The organism is Carboxylicivirga mesophila (genome assembly GCF_018271975.1).
GTDB lineage: Bacteria > Bacteroidota > Bacteroidia > Bacteroidales > Marinilabiliaceae > Carboxylicivirga > Carboxylicivirga mesophila.
This window is the reverse complement of record NZ_JAGUCN010000001.1, coordinates 317660-332637: the sequence shown is the minus strand read 5'-3', so window position 1 is coordinate 332637 and position 14978 is coordinate 317660. Positions and strand designations below refer to the sequence as shown.

Below are 14978 nucleotides of genomic sequence, written 5' to 3'. Positions count from 1 at the left end.
ACTAAGGAAGATAAGAAATACGTAATGAAAAAAATTCTCTCTATACTAACTGCTGTAATTATTAGTTCGTTAGTAATCGCTCAGGAAGAAACCAAACCTTTTAAAGTTGAGATACATGGCTTTGTTGGTGTTAACGCTTTTATGGACACTCGACAAAGTGTGATTGCCCGAAACGGAAACATCTACCTGTTTCCCAAACCTGCTGATCTGGATGATGCAGGTAATGATATTAATGACAATGCGTCCTATGATATAGATGCAGCCTATAGCCGTTTTAACATTGGCGTATCAGGTCCCGACATGTTTGGCGCTAAAAGCTTCGCATTTATGGAAGGTGACTTTTTGGGTGACCGCTCAGGTTCGCAGGATGTTTACTTCCGTTTGCGTCATGCTTTTATACGCTTAAACTGGGATAAAACAAGCTTATTATTTGGTCAGTACTGGCACCCGCTATTTATCACCGAGAATTTTGCCAGCACAGTTAACCTGAGTTGTGGTACGCCATACCACCCGCTTAACCGCCAACCTATGATACGCCTTGGACATCAGCTAACTGATAAGCTGGAAGTCATTGGTTTTTTAATGTCGCAGAATGACTTCCTGGATAAAGGGATGGTTAAAGCAGCCGAAAACTCGCTGCGCCCCGAAGCTACACTTCAGTTTAAATATAAAACAAACGGATTTTTTGCCGCTTTTACGGGGGGGCTGAAAGCCTTACGCCCGGCACTTAAAGATCCAAACACCAACATCGAAACAAAGGAGTTGGCCAAAGGCCATTATGTTGCCGGTTCAGTTAAAAAAGATTTCGGTGCTGTTACCTTTAAAACAGAAGCCTTGTATACAGCCGGCATGTCAAATATTGTGATGCTGGGTGGTTTTGCTGAGAAAGCTAATGCTACCCCTGAACGCGAGTATACGGCGATTAAGAACTTCTCATTCTGGGCTGATTTAGAATCAAATGCTAAAAAAGTAAAACCTGGTATCCTGGTTGGTTATACCGAGAACCTGGGTGCGATTGATAAGGCAACGCCTTTGGCCGGATACAACATAGGTGGAGATATCGCCAACATGTATTCTATTATTCCTCGTGTAAAGTTTATGGCTAGTCCTAAAATTTGGTTTGGTCTTGAATGGATGTATGTGGTGGCTGCCTATGGCAATGACTACGATGAGTATGCCAAGCCTGTTGACACCACCGACTATACAAATAATCGCCTGACAGCCAGCATGCGTTACACCTTCTAATCCTGCAAAATGAAACAAAAACTAGCAGTTATAGCCATACTGATGATTATTGCCGGCTTTGGCATGATTCATAGCACAAAAGGCATCATGGAGATAGTTAGTCTGTTATTGATTGGCACAGGTGCTGCATATCTGCTATTTTTGTTGCTTGTTAATAAAAAGAATAACAACCCATCTGACGAGGATTAAACATTAACAGGCATGTTTTCAAAAGAGGAAGCCAAACAAATCAGGCAATTATTCTGGCACAAGTTGGAAAATCGCACCCGACGTATACCCGGCCAAAAAGGGAAAAAAATCAAATGGCTATTTGATGATACTGGTATTAAAGGGATTGATTTACGCTTTGATATCAATCGCGAGCGGGCAATTGTGGCCCTGGAAATAAACCATCGCTCTGAAGAACGTCGATTAAAGCTCTACGAAAAATTGGAAGCTTGTAAAAGTATATTCGAGTCAACATATGGTGGCACATTAGAATGGGACTATTTGTATACAAAGGACGAAGGAAGAGACGTATGTCGTGTATATGAAGAATTTGCTCCGGCCGATCTGTACCAACAGGAACAATGGCCCGATGTTATGAAATTTATGATTGACCGGATGATACGATTGGAGAAAGCATTTCTGGAAGTAAAAGATTTCCTTTTGCACGATGAGCTGGGGCAATAATATCTTTAACAACAAAATACTAAAGGTCTATCCATTGCGATAGACCTTTTTTGTAACCCAAACAAATATGTTCTGTTGATGAGAAACTTGTACCGATGTTATTACTGCAGAAAGGAAACTCAAGTGTAAGGTTGGATACCGGATTATTCTTAATAATATGGTACACGATGGCCTTCACACCAATATTGTCAACCTCTGGTGAGGCACAATGCAGTAAAATGAGGCTAGTCTTTGACTTGAGAAGAAAAGCTCCTGCCATCATCTGGTTATGGGCATCATAGGCCGCATATAAACCAGCACTTTTATACCTCAACGCAAAAGGTATAAGTTTCGTAAGTAAACGATGCATATAAGGACTCAGTTGCTTATTGGTCTGTGCAAACATGAGGTAGCTACTTACATCCAATGCTCTCACCACCGTCAATTGCTTACTGTCGTATAGCTCCATAACCTGAACCAAATCCCTACTAAAACTGTTTTTTAAACGCTCAACATCACTTATCAGGTCCAATACGACATATCGAAATTCATATTTCTTTTTTGCCATACCATTGGGTAGCTTATTATGCGCATTCATCAACAAATGAATATTCGCATAAGGTATCGCTTCCAGCATTTGACGATAAACATCAAAATCGATGGGCACCTTATTGACAATACCAATATAGGGCACTATCTCAGGACGATAAACATGTTTAATACCCCAGGTTCGTTTTACAGGAATTGGCAAAACGGCGTCGTAATCACCTGCCACAATCGCTTCCCATTCTGGGCATATCAAATCAAGCAACCAAACTTGCGCAAACACATTGCCATTTGAAGCAGTCTGAACACATTCCCTCCAGCGCCCTTCATCAATCTTCTCACGTTTTAACAGACGAATATTCATACAATTGTTTATATCATGCCTTCATCAGCATAACTAAAATAGCTCCCATCGGTAACAATGATATGGTCCAATACCGGAATATCCATAATACGACCTGCTTCACTCATCTTTTTCGTCACCTTGGTATCTGCATCACTAGGCTGCACATTACCACTCGGATGGTTATGACATAAAATAATGGACGATGCCAGGTGATCAATTGCCGATTTAAGAATGAGGCGGACATCAATCACGGTACCTGATAGACCTCCCTGGCTCACTTTGTTTTTTGCTATCACCTGGTTTGACCGATTCAGCATAAGCAACCAAAATTCCTCATGATGTAAGTCGCCTAATATAGGTTGGAAAATATTACTGACATCTTTACTACAACTTATCTTTGGCCTCGTCTCAGTTTCCTGCAGTTTACGGCGTCGCCCCAGCTCAAGAGAGGCCACAATACTTATTGCCTTCGCTTCGCCTATGCCGTGATAACCGGTCTTTAAATCATTAACTGACTTTTTCCCGAGCGTATGCAGATTATTCTTGCAGTCGCGCAATATCTTTTTCGATAATTCAACTGCACTTTCCTTGGCACTGCCCGAGCCAATTAAAATAGCTAACAATTCGGCATCTGATAACGAAGCAAGTCCTTTACTGATAAGTTTCTCCCGGGGACGATCCTCCAGGGCCCATTCTTTAATACTGAGGTGTTGATAGGTCTCCATCTTTTTTCTTTTATGAGAAAAAGATAAAGAGGCTATATGAGAAAGTAAATATGCAGATATTAAAAAAGCCCTCCATATTGGAGAGCTCTTTTGCAGTCCCTAGGAGAATCGAACTCCTGTTTCAAGGATGAAAACCTTGCGTCCTAACCACTAGACGAAGGGACCTTATGACCTGTTTCAGGTTATAAAGTTATATGCAGTCCCTAGGAGAATCGAACTCCTGTTTCAAGGATGAAAACCTTGCGTCCTAACCACTAGACGAAGGGACCTTAAGCAGCTATTAAAGTGTGTTAACGTGCTTAGTTAACTTTGACTTTAAGTTTGCAGCCTTATTCTTGTGAATAATATTCCTCTTTGCAAGCTTATCAAGCATAGAAGCTACTTTTGGAAGCAATTCCTGAGCTGCTTCTTTTTCAGACGTACCTCTCAGTGTTTTCACAGCATTACGAGCAGTTTTTGCATAGTATTTGTTGTGAAGTCTTCTCTTCTGTATCTGACGAATTCGCTTTTTCGCTGATTGATGATTTGCCATCGTACTACAATTAAAAATTGTTAATCTTTTATTTTCGCAGTCCCTAGGAGAATCGAACTCCTGTTTCAAGGATGAAAACCTTGCGTCCTAACCACTAGACGAAGGGACCTTATTGCCTTTGGACCTTGTTGTTTGTCTCAAATGCGGATGCAAAGATATATCAAATTAAAATCCCTCCAAATTTTTTTTACAAAAAACATCGAAAAAATTACACACCACCATCCGATACCCTTTCTTCAATATTCACTAACTGTTAGTTACATGATTTTATGATTCTAATCAGGACATTTAACTCTTATTTTATTTGCAAACGATTTTATAAATGTGTTATTTTGCATCAGTGAAAAGTGGAAGGATTTGGCTGATTGCAACCACTTAAAAAAAGTGCTAAAACGCAAAACTCGTTTGTACTTCCCCCTTTTCACATATCAATTAGTTTTAATGTACATCTGTATACTATACAGACTTTATTTTTAAATGATATGGGATATTTATTTACATCAGAATCCGTTTCTGAAGGACATCCAGACAAAGTAGCAGATCAAATCTCAGATGCTTTACTTGACAATTTTTTGGCATTTGACCCCAACTCAAAAGTCGCTTGCGAAACACTGGTGACAACTGGCCAGGTAGTATTAGCTGGCGAAGTGCACTCTAAACACTATGTTGATGTGCAGGAAGTGGCCCGACGCGTGATTAACCGCATTGGATATACCAAAAGCGAATACCGTTTTGATGGCGACTCATGCGGCGTATTATCAGCTATCCACGAACAATCGGCTGATATCAACCAGGGTGTCGACCGGACAGAAAAAATGGAGCAAGGTGCTGGCGACCAGGGAATGATGTTTGGTTATGCATCAAAAGAAACAGATGACTATATGCCAATCTCACTGGAGCTGTCGCATCGCTTATTGATTGAAATGGCCGACATTCGCCGAGGTGGTAAAGAAATGACCTATTTGCGCCCTGATTCGAAAAGCCAGGTAACTATTGAATATGGCGACGACAATCAACCAAAGCGCGTACACACCATTGTAGTATCAACGCAGCACGATGAATTTGACGAAGATGAACCAATGCTGGCTAAGATTAAGGATGATGTGCGTAATATTTTAATACCGCGCACTATTTCTAAGTTGCCTGCACGCGTTCAAGCTCTTTTCGATGATGATTATATTTTACATGTTAATCCAACGGGTAAGTTTGTGATTGGTGGACCGCATGGTGACACCGGCCTGACTGGTCGCAAGATTATTGTTGACACATATGGTGGTAAAGGAGCACACGGTGGTGGTGCTTTCTCAGGAAAAGATCCAAGTAAAGTAGATCGTTCAGCCGCATACGCATCACGTCATATGGCTAAGAACATGGTTGCTGCCGGTTTGGCCGATGAAGTACTGGTACAGCTTTCATATGCTATTGGTGTTGCTCAACCAGTGGGTGTTTTTGTTGACACATATGGAACCTCTAAGGTAGCAATGAGCGATGGTGAGATCGCTGTTAAAATAGCCGAAGTATTCGACCTGCGCCCGGCGGCAATCGAAGAACGTTTAAAACTGCGTCACCCGATGTATGAAGAAACAGCAGCTTACGGACACATGGGACGCACCCCCCGCACCGTTAAAAAGGTGTTTGAATCGCCTTATTTTGGCAGTAAAGAAATGGAGGTAGAATTATTCACCTGGGAAAAGCTTGATTATGTAGATGTGATTAAAAAAGCATTTGGCATCTAAATAACACATAAGAAAATACTGAAAGCCTTATTAATAGATAAAATATCTGCTAATAAGGCTTTCTTATTTAAACCTTAACCACTATAACTACCTTCTTAATGCAGCATTTAGCCAAATATCAATAATTAATGAATTATCATTATTCAGCGTCTACCCATTTAAATGACGCGACAACAGCCCGGTGATCGGAGGGATAATCCACTACATGAATGTCTGATTTTAATGTTGGTTCACCTACAGTTTGAGACTTGAGTAATTTGAGCTGATCACCCATCACAAAGATAAAATCGATTCGATCGTGAATTTCTCCAGGACTTTCGATACTCGACCATGTTTTACCCGGTCGCTTGACCTCATCAGGATTAGCCGCTCTAAAAGCATCTTTAAAGCCATAATCAAACAGTCTTTTGGTACAAGGCCATTGCACCTTTTGTTGCACAACATTAGCATCAGCAGCTCGTTGAGTCCAGTCTAAATGAGAAGGCTCGTTAAAGTCACCTGTTAATACCACTGGCCAACCTTCTTTTTTCACTTTATCAATTTCTGCGATATAAGCCTCTAATTGATGTAGCCGTGTATCTGCCGCCCATTGTATCGCCTCTTCTTCGGTACTGATAAATGGATAATCACCATATTCCTTATTAGCTAACTGATAGGGCTGGTAGGGAATATAAGCAAGGTGACAGTTGAAAAACCATATATATTTATCATCATCCAGCTTAATCTTCACGCCCTTTCGGCTTTCCAGTACTTCGGTTATCTGATATTTCGTCATTATGCCATCCAAGTGGCCCTGATTAACCTGCCGCCAGCCCATGTTACCGGCCATTTCGGCCGACCTGTCGGGACGCGGATTTCCGTAACCACCTGATTCCTGCACACCAACTATTCCACCCCTTGCCGCACGTATCACCTCAATTGATTTAGTCAAAGCTTGTCCTCCGGCATCTCCTCCATGCCACATGTTAAATGACATGATGTTAATCGTGTCGTTGTGTTGTGGGACATTATTGTTACCTCTCACCTCTTTCGATTCAGAACAAGCAATAGTACAAAACATTATAAGAATCAATAGAGCATTTTTCATAGTTCTGTATTTTTTAAACATCTATAAATTAAATTAGTCCATTCATTTTATTCTGAAGTAATAGAATGAACACTTACTTCTGTAAACCTCAAACAGTACACATCAAGCATTTGAATTATTAGCATTTGGTAATGAGCCATCTACAAAACCTCACCAATGCAGAATAATAAGCTAATACTCATTAAAAAAGAGCTGCGCCAGTAAATAATGACCATTTATGGCGGCTCTTTTTTATCATTAATACACACTAATAATGAGCGATAAGAAATAGCAGACCAACACTTCAACATTTGTAATTAGTCCAATACCTTATCCAGCATTGAAGTGTCCTTTCGATTATTTCTTTACAGTAAAACGGTATATGCCATCACCTCCTATATCATAACCACTAAATTGCAGTTCCAGGTTTAGTTCAAAAGTATTTCCATTGTAGGTGCCTGCAGGTCCCGCATGAAAAGTCACATCATAACCACCGCCAACAGCATTATAGTCGTTTAATAATGTTACATTACCTTGTTTGGTATCCGGATCAATCGGGCCAAGCTCCAACTCTAAAAAGGTTTCAAGGCTGCTCATCGCCCAGAAGTCAAAAGTAAGATTTAATCTTTGGCAGTCATCTCCCACCTTCTCACCTATACAATAGCTTGGACTCCAGCTTGGCCATACATTATCAGTACAATTCACATCACCTGTCCATAATTCGGCAAGGCATGCGATATCATCATCCAGCACCGTAAGAGTGAATGTGCCGTTTGTATTATTCGCGCCTTCTCCAATACCCAGCGTAACATTAGCTGTTGATGATAAGCTTATGACCACGTCAACATCTCCATCTCCTGTAGCATTATCATTTACACCTAAAGTAATATAAGAAGTATAGGCTGCATATCCGGATTCAAAGATAAGAATGCCATTACTTTTATCACTGACTATTCCTTTTTCGTTGCCTTCCAGTGCATAATTCATCGTAAGATCATCTACCATATCAGATGTCGCAAACACCTTTACAGGTATCCTGATTTCATCAGGATGACTTTCTACGACGCTACTGCTTTTTTCCTTAAAATACACGTATATCGATTCAGGCTCCTCTGTTTCGCTGCATGCGAAAAACACAAATGCGACAACTACAAGGAGTATTCTTGTTAAATTATATGTCTTCATATCTTACACCTTTTACTTTAGTAACCACATTACTGCATTGACATTATCTTCACCATATTGACGCTTAATGGCGTCCTCTACATTCTCTTTGTTGGCATCTGATTCCGACTGTGGATACATCCAACGCACCGGAATGCGATCTTCACTTCCCGTGTTGAGTGATGTTGAAGGGTTGATTTTTAGTTCAGGAAAACCCGTTCTCCTGTTTTCATAATACTGCAGCCAGTTATTTTGCAGAAAGGTGGCTATGTATTTTTGCGTTATTATCTGCTCCAAGCCATTAGCCGGATCATACTGCACCCTGGGATACTCAATGTAGGCATCTATATACGCGTCAGAAATATCTGCCCCTTCATAACTCTCCCCATATGTTTCATAAAACTTCATCGATGCCTTAATGCCATTATTATAACGAGTGGCTGCATCATCATCAATCCAGCCGCGCCATACAGCTTCGGCGATTAAGAACTCTTTTTCAGCGAGACCTATTACAATATAAGGCTCGTTCTCAGGATCTGTATAATACCGGACATGAATCCTTGACATTTGCTTATCAATTTCAAGCTGCTGAAGATCTTCAATTGGCAGTGTTCCGTCGCCTCCGGCATAAGCATCATAGCTATTGGCTGGTATTCCTGCCGCTACTGCTTCTCCAGTAGGCTGTGCATAATAAAACAACCTTCTATCCTGTTGCTCTTTGAGAATGTTTACAAATGACTCGTCCAGGTGTGGGTATTGCTGATGACTATGATTGAAAAATGGATAACGCTCACCTTGTTTATCGGTATAGATAAACATCATATTATCCGCTAATGATTCAATCAATGGATACTTCAAAGGATTGCTGACAATCTGGTTAAAGTGTTCTTTTACACCTAATGCGGTATTTCCTTCCTTTGCCGAAAGAGTCATCAGCACTCTTAGTGTAAACGTATTAACAGCCTTTCTCCATTTCTGTATGTCATTATTGTAAAAGATATCTCCAGTAAGAACACCTGTCGTGTTCATCAGTGCTTCATTGGCCAGTTCCAACTCATTGAGTATACCTGCAAAAACGGTTTCCTGAGAATCATACACAGGCGAGTAGATGTTTTCAGTCTCTCCTTTCATGGCCTCCTCAAAAGGGATATCACCAAAAGCCATAGTAAGATCGTAATAAAACCAGGCTCTAAAAAAGTGGGCCATGCCAATGTACACATCTTCTTCGGTTCGCTCAGCCTCTTCAACCATCTTGTCAACATTGCGCAAGATTGAATAGTTATAAAAGCTTGAACGTCCAAACCTATTATACTGATAATCCTCCATTGCTTCAGTCCAAACAATTTGCTTTGAGACCATCTGCGAATAAAAGAATGGTTTTCCTCCTCCGGACGCCAGGTTTAAACTCACCCCTGTAAATAACAAACTAGGGATCACTTGTTCTGTTTTATTAGGATTTACAGCAAGCTCATCAAAATTACCGGTACAGTTAACCAAACCGACCATCATTATAAGAGCTACTATTTTATTTAAGTATGTCTTCATATCAATGCTTTTAGAATGTCAATTTGATGTTAAATCCAACATTACGAACGGATGCTGATGATAAATTATCACTCCCATTATCCGGGTCGATATATTTCACTTCTTTGGTCCAAAGCCACAGGTTACGTCCAATAAACGCAATTGAAGCTGCAGACATGCCTAGTTTTTTGGCAGCATCACTTGGCACTTTGTAAGTCAGGCTCAGTTCCCTTAGCTTTAAGAAAGTCTGATCGTACATGTTCTGGTATTTCATACTGCCCACATATGGATTATAGCTTTTCATGTAGGAGATATAAGATACCTGAGTTTGATTAGCTTCAAAAACACGCGTATCCTCCAGAACATTACCCTGTTCATCGCGTATGATTTCACCGCTTGTGACAACCACGCCATTACCTGTGTAATTATTAATGCCGTTAACGGCAGCTTCACGGTATACATTTACAGATTCGGGATGGGTACCGCTATTCCACATAGCCTGGTTGGTCTGTGAGTAAATGTCTCCACCTACACGTCCGTCAAAAGAGAATGACAAGTCAAAATTCTTAAACGTAAAATTGTTTGTGAAACCCCACACCCAGTCCGGAGAAACATAACCAAACACAGTAGGATAATTGCTACTTACCGGATAGCCACTTGAGTTATGCACGATATTTCCTTCATTATCACGCTCCCAGTCATAACCAATGATGTAGTCTGTTCTTCCGTCCTCTTTTATCCAAGATGATTTTGCAGTATAAACAGCATCCGCTTTTTTAAGATACCAGCGACTTGTTGACCAGTTTAACGAAGCATCCCAGGTTAATGCGTGTGTCTTGATCGGCGTGACTGATAATACCACCTCAACCCCTTTTTGCTCAAATTCTTCATCGGTATTTACCTGCTTACTGGAGAAACCGGATGCATCAGATATATCTGCGTAGGCGATTTTATTATAGTTTAATGTATTAAAGTAGGCCACATCCAGACGCAGTCGGTTGGATAGCATGCTAATATCCGTTCCAAGCTCATAGGTTCTATTCACTTCCGGTTCCACATCTGAACCAACAATGGTAGATGGATAATAAGCAGCGCTATTCCCCTGTCGCACATCAGAGCTTACCGTGTAAGCGGGATTAATACTATACAAGCTCACATCCTTTTTCGATACGGTCCATGAGCCTCGTACCTTCCAGAAATTGATTGCATCAGGCATGTTGACAAATTCAGAGATGATACCGCTTAAGGCCACTGACGGATAAAAATATGAACGGCTATCCTCGGGTAGCGAAGATGACCAGTCATTACGTCCCGTCATATCCAGATACAAGCCGTCCAGGTAGCTTAAACTCACTTTACCATAGGCACTGTTAACCTGCTTCCTGGAAAAATAGTTGCTGGCCGAAACCGGATTCGTTGAATTGGACAGAGAGAAGAAACCAGGCACATTCAGTCCATCTGTACTGGCTGATAAAGATTTGCTTTCCCAATAGTTCATGGTTCCCCCTAAAAGAGCATCCACTGTAAAACCATCAAACAGGTCTTTTTTGTATGTTAGGAGCACATCACTGTTGATTGAGAAATAATACGACTGACTATTGGAATAATTCCCCTCGCCCATTCCATAACTTTTAGGTGTTCTCTGATCCGACTTTGTACTATTCCAGTTGCTTCCAATTCGTCCTGCCAGCTTAAGATCTTTAGCCAAATCATAAGTCATATTTACGAAACCATAGTTGACATCCTTGTAATACGACCGGGTTGTTTCATGAGCCAGAAAGTAAGGATTATTGTACCATACCGTATACTGGTAATACTTTTGTTGTACGTCCTCTACCAGCCAATAATCGCGAAAATCTCGGATATCATAATCGGTTCCCGACCAAACTAAAAGGTTGTACACATAATTCGCTCCTCCATATCCTGTATAAGGATAGTTGGGCGAATACTGCCTGTTATAGGTCCAGGATGATTCCAGGTTAAACTTATCTCCAATCTTGGTTGTACCTCCAATGGTGAACGTAGAATTATTAAGTTTTGTATTTGGTACCTGTCCTTTTTCGTATGCATGCGACATTGATATACGAAAACTCCCTTTCTCGGTACTTTGCGACACACTGATATTATTATTGGTTATAAAACCTGTTTCAAGAAAATTAGTGAGGTTATTACGCCCGCGGGAACGCCAGGGGGTTGGTATGCGGTTGCCATTTTCGTCAAGCGGACTATCCCACTGTGCTATCTCTTTCCAGCCACTGGCCGTGGTTGGGTCTCTTTCATCAAGCCGGGGACCCCACACGTATGTGCCTGAGTCGTTAATCCCTCCGCCTTTACCATCAACGTAGGAGTACTGTCCATTATCTCCTGTTCCGTATACTTGCTGCGGTTTAGGAATGGCCACATACCCGGCCTTAAACATTGTACTGCTGGAAATGTCAACGGTCAGCTTTTTGGCTTTTCCTTTTTTAGTAGTAATCATTATTGCCCCGTTAGCTCCCCTGGATCCATAAAGCGCTGAAGCCGTAGCACCTTTCAGAATACTCATTTCTTCAATGTCTTCACTGCTCACATCCCAGAAGTCAGAATTTACCGGTACTCCGTCAATAACAATTAAAGGCTGAGCACCACGCAGATAAAATTTTGGAGTACTGAAGAAATCAGAAGAGTTATATACAGTCAAACCTGCAACTTTACCTGTGAGGTTGCTTATCACATTGGATTCCTTTGCTTTTTGTATCTCCGTACCTTTTATATCCTGAACAGCATAACCCAGAGCCTTTGTTTCACGCTTGATACCAAGAGCAGTTACTGTCACTTCATTCACATTTTGCATATCTGCCACCAGAGTGATGTCGAGGGTCTCCCTATCACTTACTCCTACTTCCTGCATCTCAAAACCTATAAATGAAAAGACTATAACATCGTCATTCTTCACCTGAAGACTATAGGAACCATCGATACTGGTAATCGTTCCGGTTGTGGTTGATTTAATATAAACACTAACACCGATCAGAGGCTCACCAAAAGCATCCACCACCTTGCCTGTTAATGTTCTTGTCCGTTCCTGATAGTTATATTCATCCTTATTGCGCTCATCCTTAAGAATAACTATCATTTTATCAATAACCTGGTATCTAAGGCCCTCATCTGCCAGTATCTCATCAAGTATCCCTGAAATCATGACAGAGTTATAGTTACCCGATTTTAGCGAGCTGTTTTGAATCAGTCCCTCATCATAAATGATAGAGTAATCCGTTTTTTTCTCAATCATCTGAAACACCTCCTTAAGTGAGTTTTTCCATAAATTGAGGTCTAATTTTTCTGATTGTGAATAGGTATGAATAGCAAAAGTTTGCTGCAATACAATAACCAGAAATAATACAGTTAGTTTCATCGTCATCAGAATTTTACGAAGGCAGGAGGGCATACCTCTCCCTTGGGAAACCCATTTTTTTTCCATACTTTTGAATCGATTAAGTTATACTTATGATTTAATTAACTAAAGGGAGGATTGGTCGCACTTTGCTCCCTTTTTTCATTTTTATTTAGTTCTTATAATCTTCACTTTTCTCAGGTTTATTTTCTCATATTTAATTGGCACATATAGCTTTATAACATCCAGCACCTGCCATATCGTTTCCTCATTCTTAAATGCTCCGGAAAAGTACAATCCCTGCAAATCGTTCTGTACATAATCAAACTCAATATCATACCATCGTTCCAGACTTATTAACAGCTCCTCCAAAGGCATGTTATCAAAATGAAAATCATTACTCACCCACCCTTTAACAGCACGAATATCACTAGCCTCTTGTTTTTGCATTAGCCCATTGGTCCAAACCGCCTGCTGCCCCGGTTGCAGAACAACTGTCTCCTGCGTGTTATGCACCTTTACTTTCCCTTCATACAAAGTTGTAACCGTCTTATTCATATCATCATAAGCCATCACATCAAATACGGTTCCCAGAACAGTAACATCATAATCGGCCGTCTTTACAATAAAAGGAGAGTTTTCATTGCGCTTTACTTCAAAATATGCCTGACCAACGAGCGCCACCTTTCTCTGCTTATTGTTCATTGCCAGTATCTCCAGCTTTGTTTCGGCATTCAGCCAAACTATGGTGCTGTCAGCCAAGGTCACTTTTGAGCGTTGTCCGCGTGGTGATTCAAACACGACTGTTTCTAAACCAGTTTCATTAATTTGCTTTTGTAGTAGCCAGAATGCACTAACGGATATAAATGCGAGTAATGAAGCGACGGCAGCTACTTTCCAAATATTAAGCCGCTTACTTGAAGGCTTAATCTGATTATCCAGGGCCTCCATTCGCCTAACACGGTTGATTAATTCATTCCAGTTTTTCTGCATGAAAAGATTATCATCAGAACCGTGCCAGTTAGCGCTCAAATCATCAAAATAAGCCTGGTGCTCAGGTGAAGCTTCCAGCCAGTGAATCAGTTCACCGGCCTGCTCTTCACTTATCTCACCCTTGAAATAACGTTCTATAAGATTATTATAGTAGTCTTCTTTCATTTCCATTATTATGCCTTGTAAATTAATAACGCAAGTGATTAAAGTATTCCCCCCCTTAATGTAAAAAATAAGTTACTGAATATTCAGTCGGCAACAGGCAGAAATGAATTATCTTAAAAAAAGTGCAGATATCGGTTTTCAGATTATCCCTGAAATAGCATAGCACAAACCACAAGTCATTTGATAAAAGTAACTGTATAACCTGAGAGCATCACAGATAATTCTTCATTATGAGCACAAATAAAGCCAATGGGATGCGCCCTTCGAAATGCTCACGAAAAATTGTCAGCGCTTTACTAATGTGTTTCTCTACATTCTTAACCCTCAAATCCAGCTTTTCTGCAATTTCTCCATATTTAAGTCCCTCTATCCGGCTTAAGACAAACACTTCACGACACCTGAGTGGTAATGCTTCAATGACCCTGGCTATTTCTTCTTCCAATTCCTTTTCTATAACTACATAAGGTTCATCCCTTACAAAATCTATCCGATAAAGCTCTTCGGTATTCTTGAGGTGAGAGAATTTCTGCTGTGTATTACTAACGACCTTTATATGGCGTATATGCGATATGCATTGATTTCGCACCAATCTATAAAGAAACGCCTCAATATTTATTGGTTCTATACTTCTACGTTTTTCCCAAAACTTGATGTACACTTCCTGCACAATATCTTTCGCCAGAATCTCATCTTTCACAATATTACTGGCAAATAAAAAAAGGCGTTCAAAATAGCGTTTAAATAATTGTTCAAAAGCATGCTCGTCACCCTGCCTGATCTTATCCAGTAGTTCTATGTTGGAGGTCTTGTTTTCCATGTATCGACGGTTAGCAAAGATAACCGGATTTTAGAAAGACGCAATTAGTCTTATTCAGTTTGCATTAGCATTCAGCAAATCCTGATTAATTCGTT

General features: G+C 40.5%; 13 protein-coding genes and 3 tRNA genes. 4 read left to right on the top strand and 12 right to left on the bottom strand.

Going from position 1 to position 14978, the window contains the following annotated elements; all coding sequences use genetic code 11:
* The first annotated feature begins 24 nt into the window (after positions 1–24).
* The 3 genes from KEM09_RS01385 to KEM09_RS01375 are packed head-to-tail and all read left to right on the top strand — an operon-like array spanning position 25 to position 1917.
* Positions 25–1245: a hypothetical protein gene (locus KEM09_RS01385; protein WP_212224245.1), complete on the top strand. Its 1221-nt coding sequence runs from the start codon at positions 25–27 to the stop codon at positions 1243–1245.
* Between the two features lie 9 nt (positions 1246–1254).
* Entirely contained in the window at positions 1255–1434 is a 180-nt protein-coding gene (locus KEM09_RS01380; protein ID WP_212224243.1) for a hypothetical protein, read from the top strand.
* 12 nt (positions 1435–1446) lie between these two features.
* Positions 1447–1917, top strand: coding sequence for a DUF4268 domain-containing protein (locus KEM09_RS01375; RefSeq protein ID WP_212224241.1), 471 nt, complete (start codon positions 1447–1449; stop codon positions 1915–1917).
* Positions 1918–1936: 19 nt separating this feature from the next.
* Here KEM09_RS01375 and KEM09_RS01370 read toward each other — a convergent pair whose 3' ends face one another.
* The 6 genes from KEM09_RS01370 to KEM09_RS01345 all read right to left on the bottom strand — a co-directional run bounded on the left by KEM09_RS01370 (position 1937) and on the right by KEM09_RS01345 (position 4154).
* Positions 1937–2806: a hypothetical protein gene (locus KEM09_RS01370; protein ID WP_212224239.1), complete on the bottom strand. Its 870-nt coding sequence runs from the start codon at positions 2804–2806 to the stop codon at positions 1937–1939.
* A gap of 8 nt (positions 2807–2814) precedes the next feature.
* Positions 2815–3513: a RadC family protein gene (gene radC / locus KEM09_RS01365; RefSeq protein WP_212224231.1), complete on the bottom strand. Its 699-nt coding sequence runs from the start codon at positions 3511–3513 to the stop codon at positions 2815–2817.
* 93 nt (positions 3514–3606) lie between these two features.
* Positions 3607–3678, bottom strand: a tRNA-Glu gene (locus KEM09_RS01360).
* Positions 3679–3710: 32 nt separating this feature from the next.
* Positions 3711–3782: transfer RNA gene (locus KEM09_RS01355), tRNA-Glu, on the bottom strand.
* A gap of 11 nt (positions 3783–3793) precedes the next feature.
* Positions 3794–4045 (bottom strand): 30S ribosomal protein S20, encoded by a 252-nt coding sequence (rpsT, locus tag KEM09_RS01350; RefSeq protein ID WP_212224229.1) that lies wholly within the window; start codon positions 4043–4045, stop codon positions 3794–3796.
* A 37-nt stretch (positions 4046–4082) separates the two neighbouring features.
* A tRNA-Glu gene (locus KEM09_RS01345) sits at positions 4083–4154 on the bottom strand.
* Between the two features lie 373 nt (positions 4155–4527).
* On the opposite strand from KEM09_RS01345, the gene metK reads away from it, so the two are divergent.
* Complete coding sequence (gene metK, locus KEM09_RS01340) at positions 4528–5781, top strand: methionine adenosyltransferase (protein ID WP_212224221.1); 1254 nt, start codon at positions 4528–4530, stop codon at positions 5779–5781.
* A gap of 139 nt (positions 5782–5920) precedes the next feature.
* Here the strand turns inward: metK and KEM09_RS01335 are convergent, their stop codons facing one another.
* From KEM09_RS01335 to KEM09_RS01310, 6 genes are all read right to left on the bottom strand, one after another.
* Positions 5921–6868 (bottom strand): endonuclease/exonuclease/phosphatase family protein, encoded by a 948-nt coding sequence (locus KEM09_RS01335; RefSeq protein ID WP_212224211.1) that lies wholly within the window; start codon positions 6866–6868, stop codon positions 5921–5923.
* A gap of 336 nt (positions 6869–7204) precedes the next feature.
* Complete coding sequence (locus KEM09_RS01330; protein ID WP_212224203.1) at positions 7205–8032, bottom strand: hypothetical protein; 828 nt, start codon at positions 8030–8032, stop codon at positions 7205–7207.
* A 12-nt stretch (positions 8033–8044) separates the two neighbouring features.
* Positions 8045–9556, bottom strand: coding sequence for a SusD/RagB family nutrient-binding outer membrane lipoprotein (locus KEM09_RS01325; protein WP_212224201.1), 1512 nt, complete (start codon positions 9554–9556; stop codon positions 8045–8047).
* 10 nt (positions 9557–9566) lie between these two features.
* Positions 9567–12929, bottom strand: coding sequence for a SusC/RagA family TonB-linked outer membrane protein (locus KEM09_RS01320; protein WP_212224199.1), 3363 nt, complete (start codon positions 12927–12929; stop codon positions 9567–9569).
* A 147-nt stretch (positions 12930–13076) separates the two neighbouring features.
* Positions 13077–14072 (bottom strand): FecR family protein, encoded by a 996-nt coding sequence (locus tag KEM09_RS01315; RefSeq protein WP_212224192.1) that lies wholly within the window; start codon positions 14070–14072, stop codon positions 13077–13079.
* 205 nt (positions 14073–14277) lie between these two features.
* Positions 14278–14883, bottom strand: coding sequence for an RNA polymerase sigma-70 factor (locus KEM09_RS01310; RefSeq protein ID WP_212224184.1), 606 nt, complete (start codon positions 14881–14883; stop codon positions 14278–14280).
* Positions 14884–14978 lie beyond the last annotated feature (95 nt).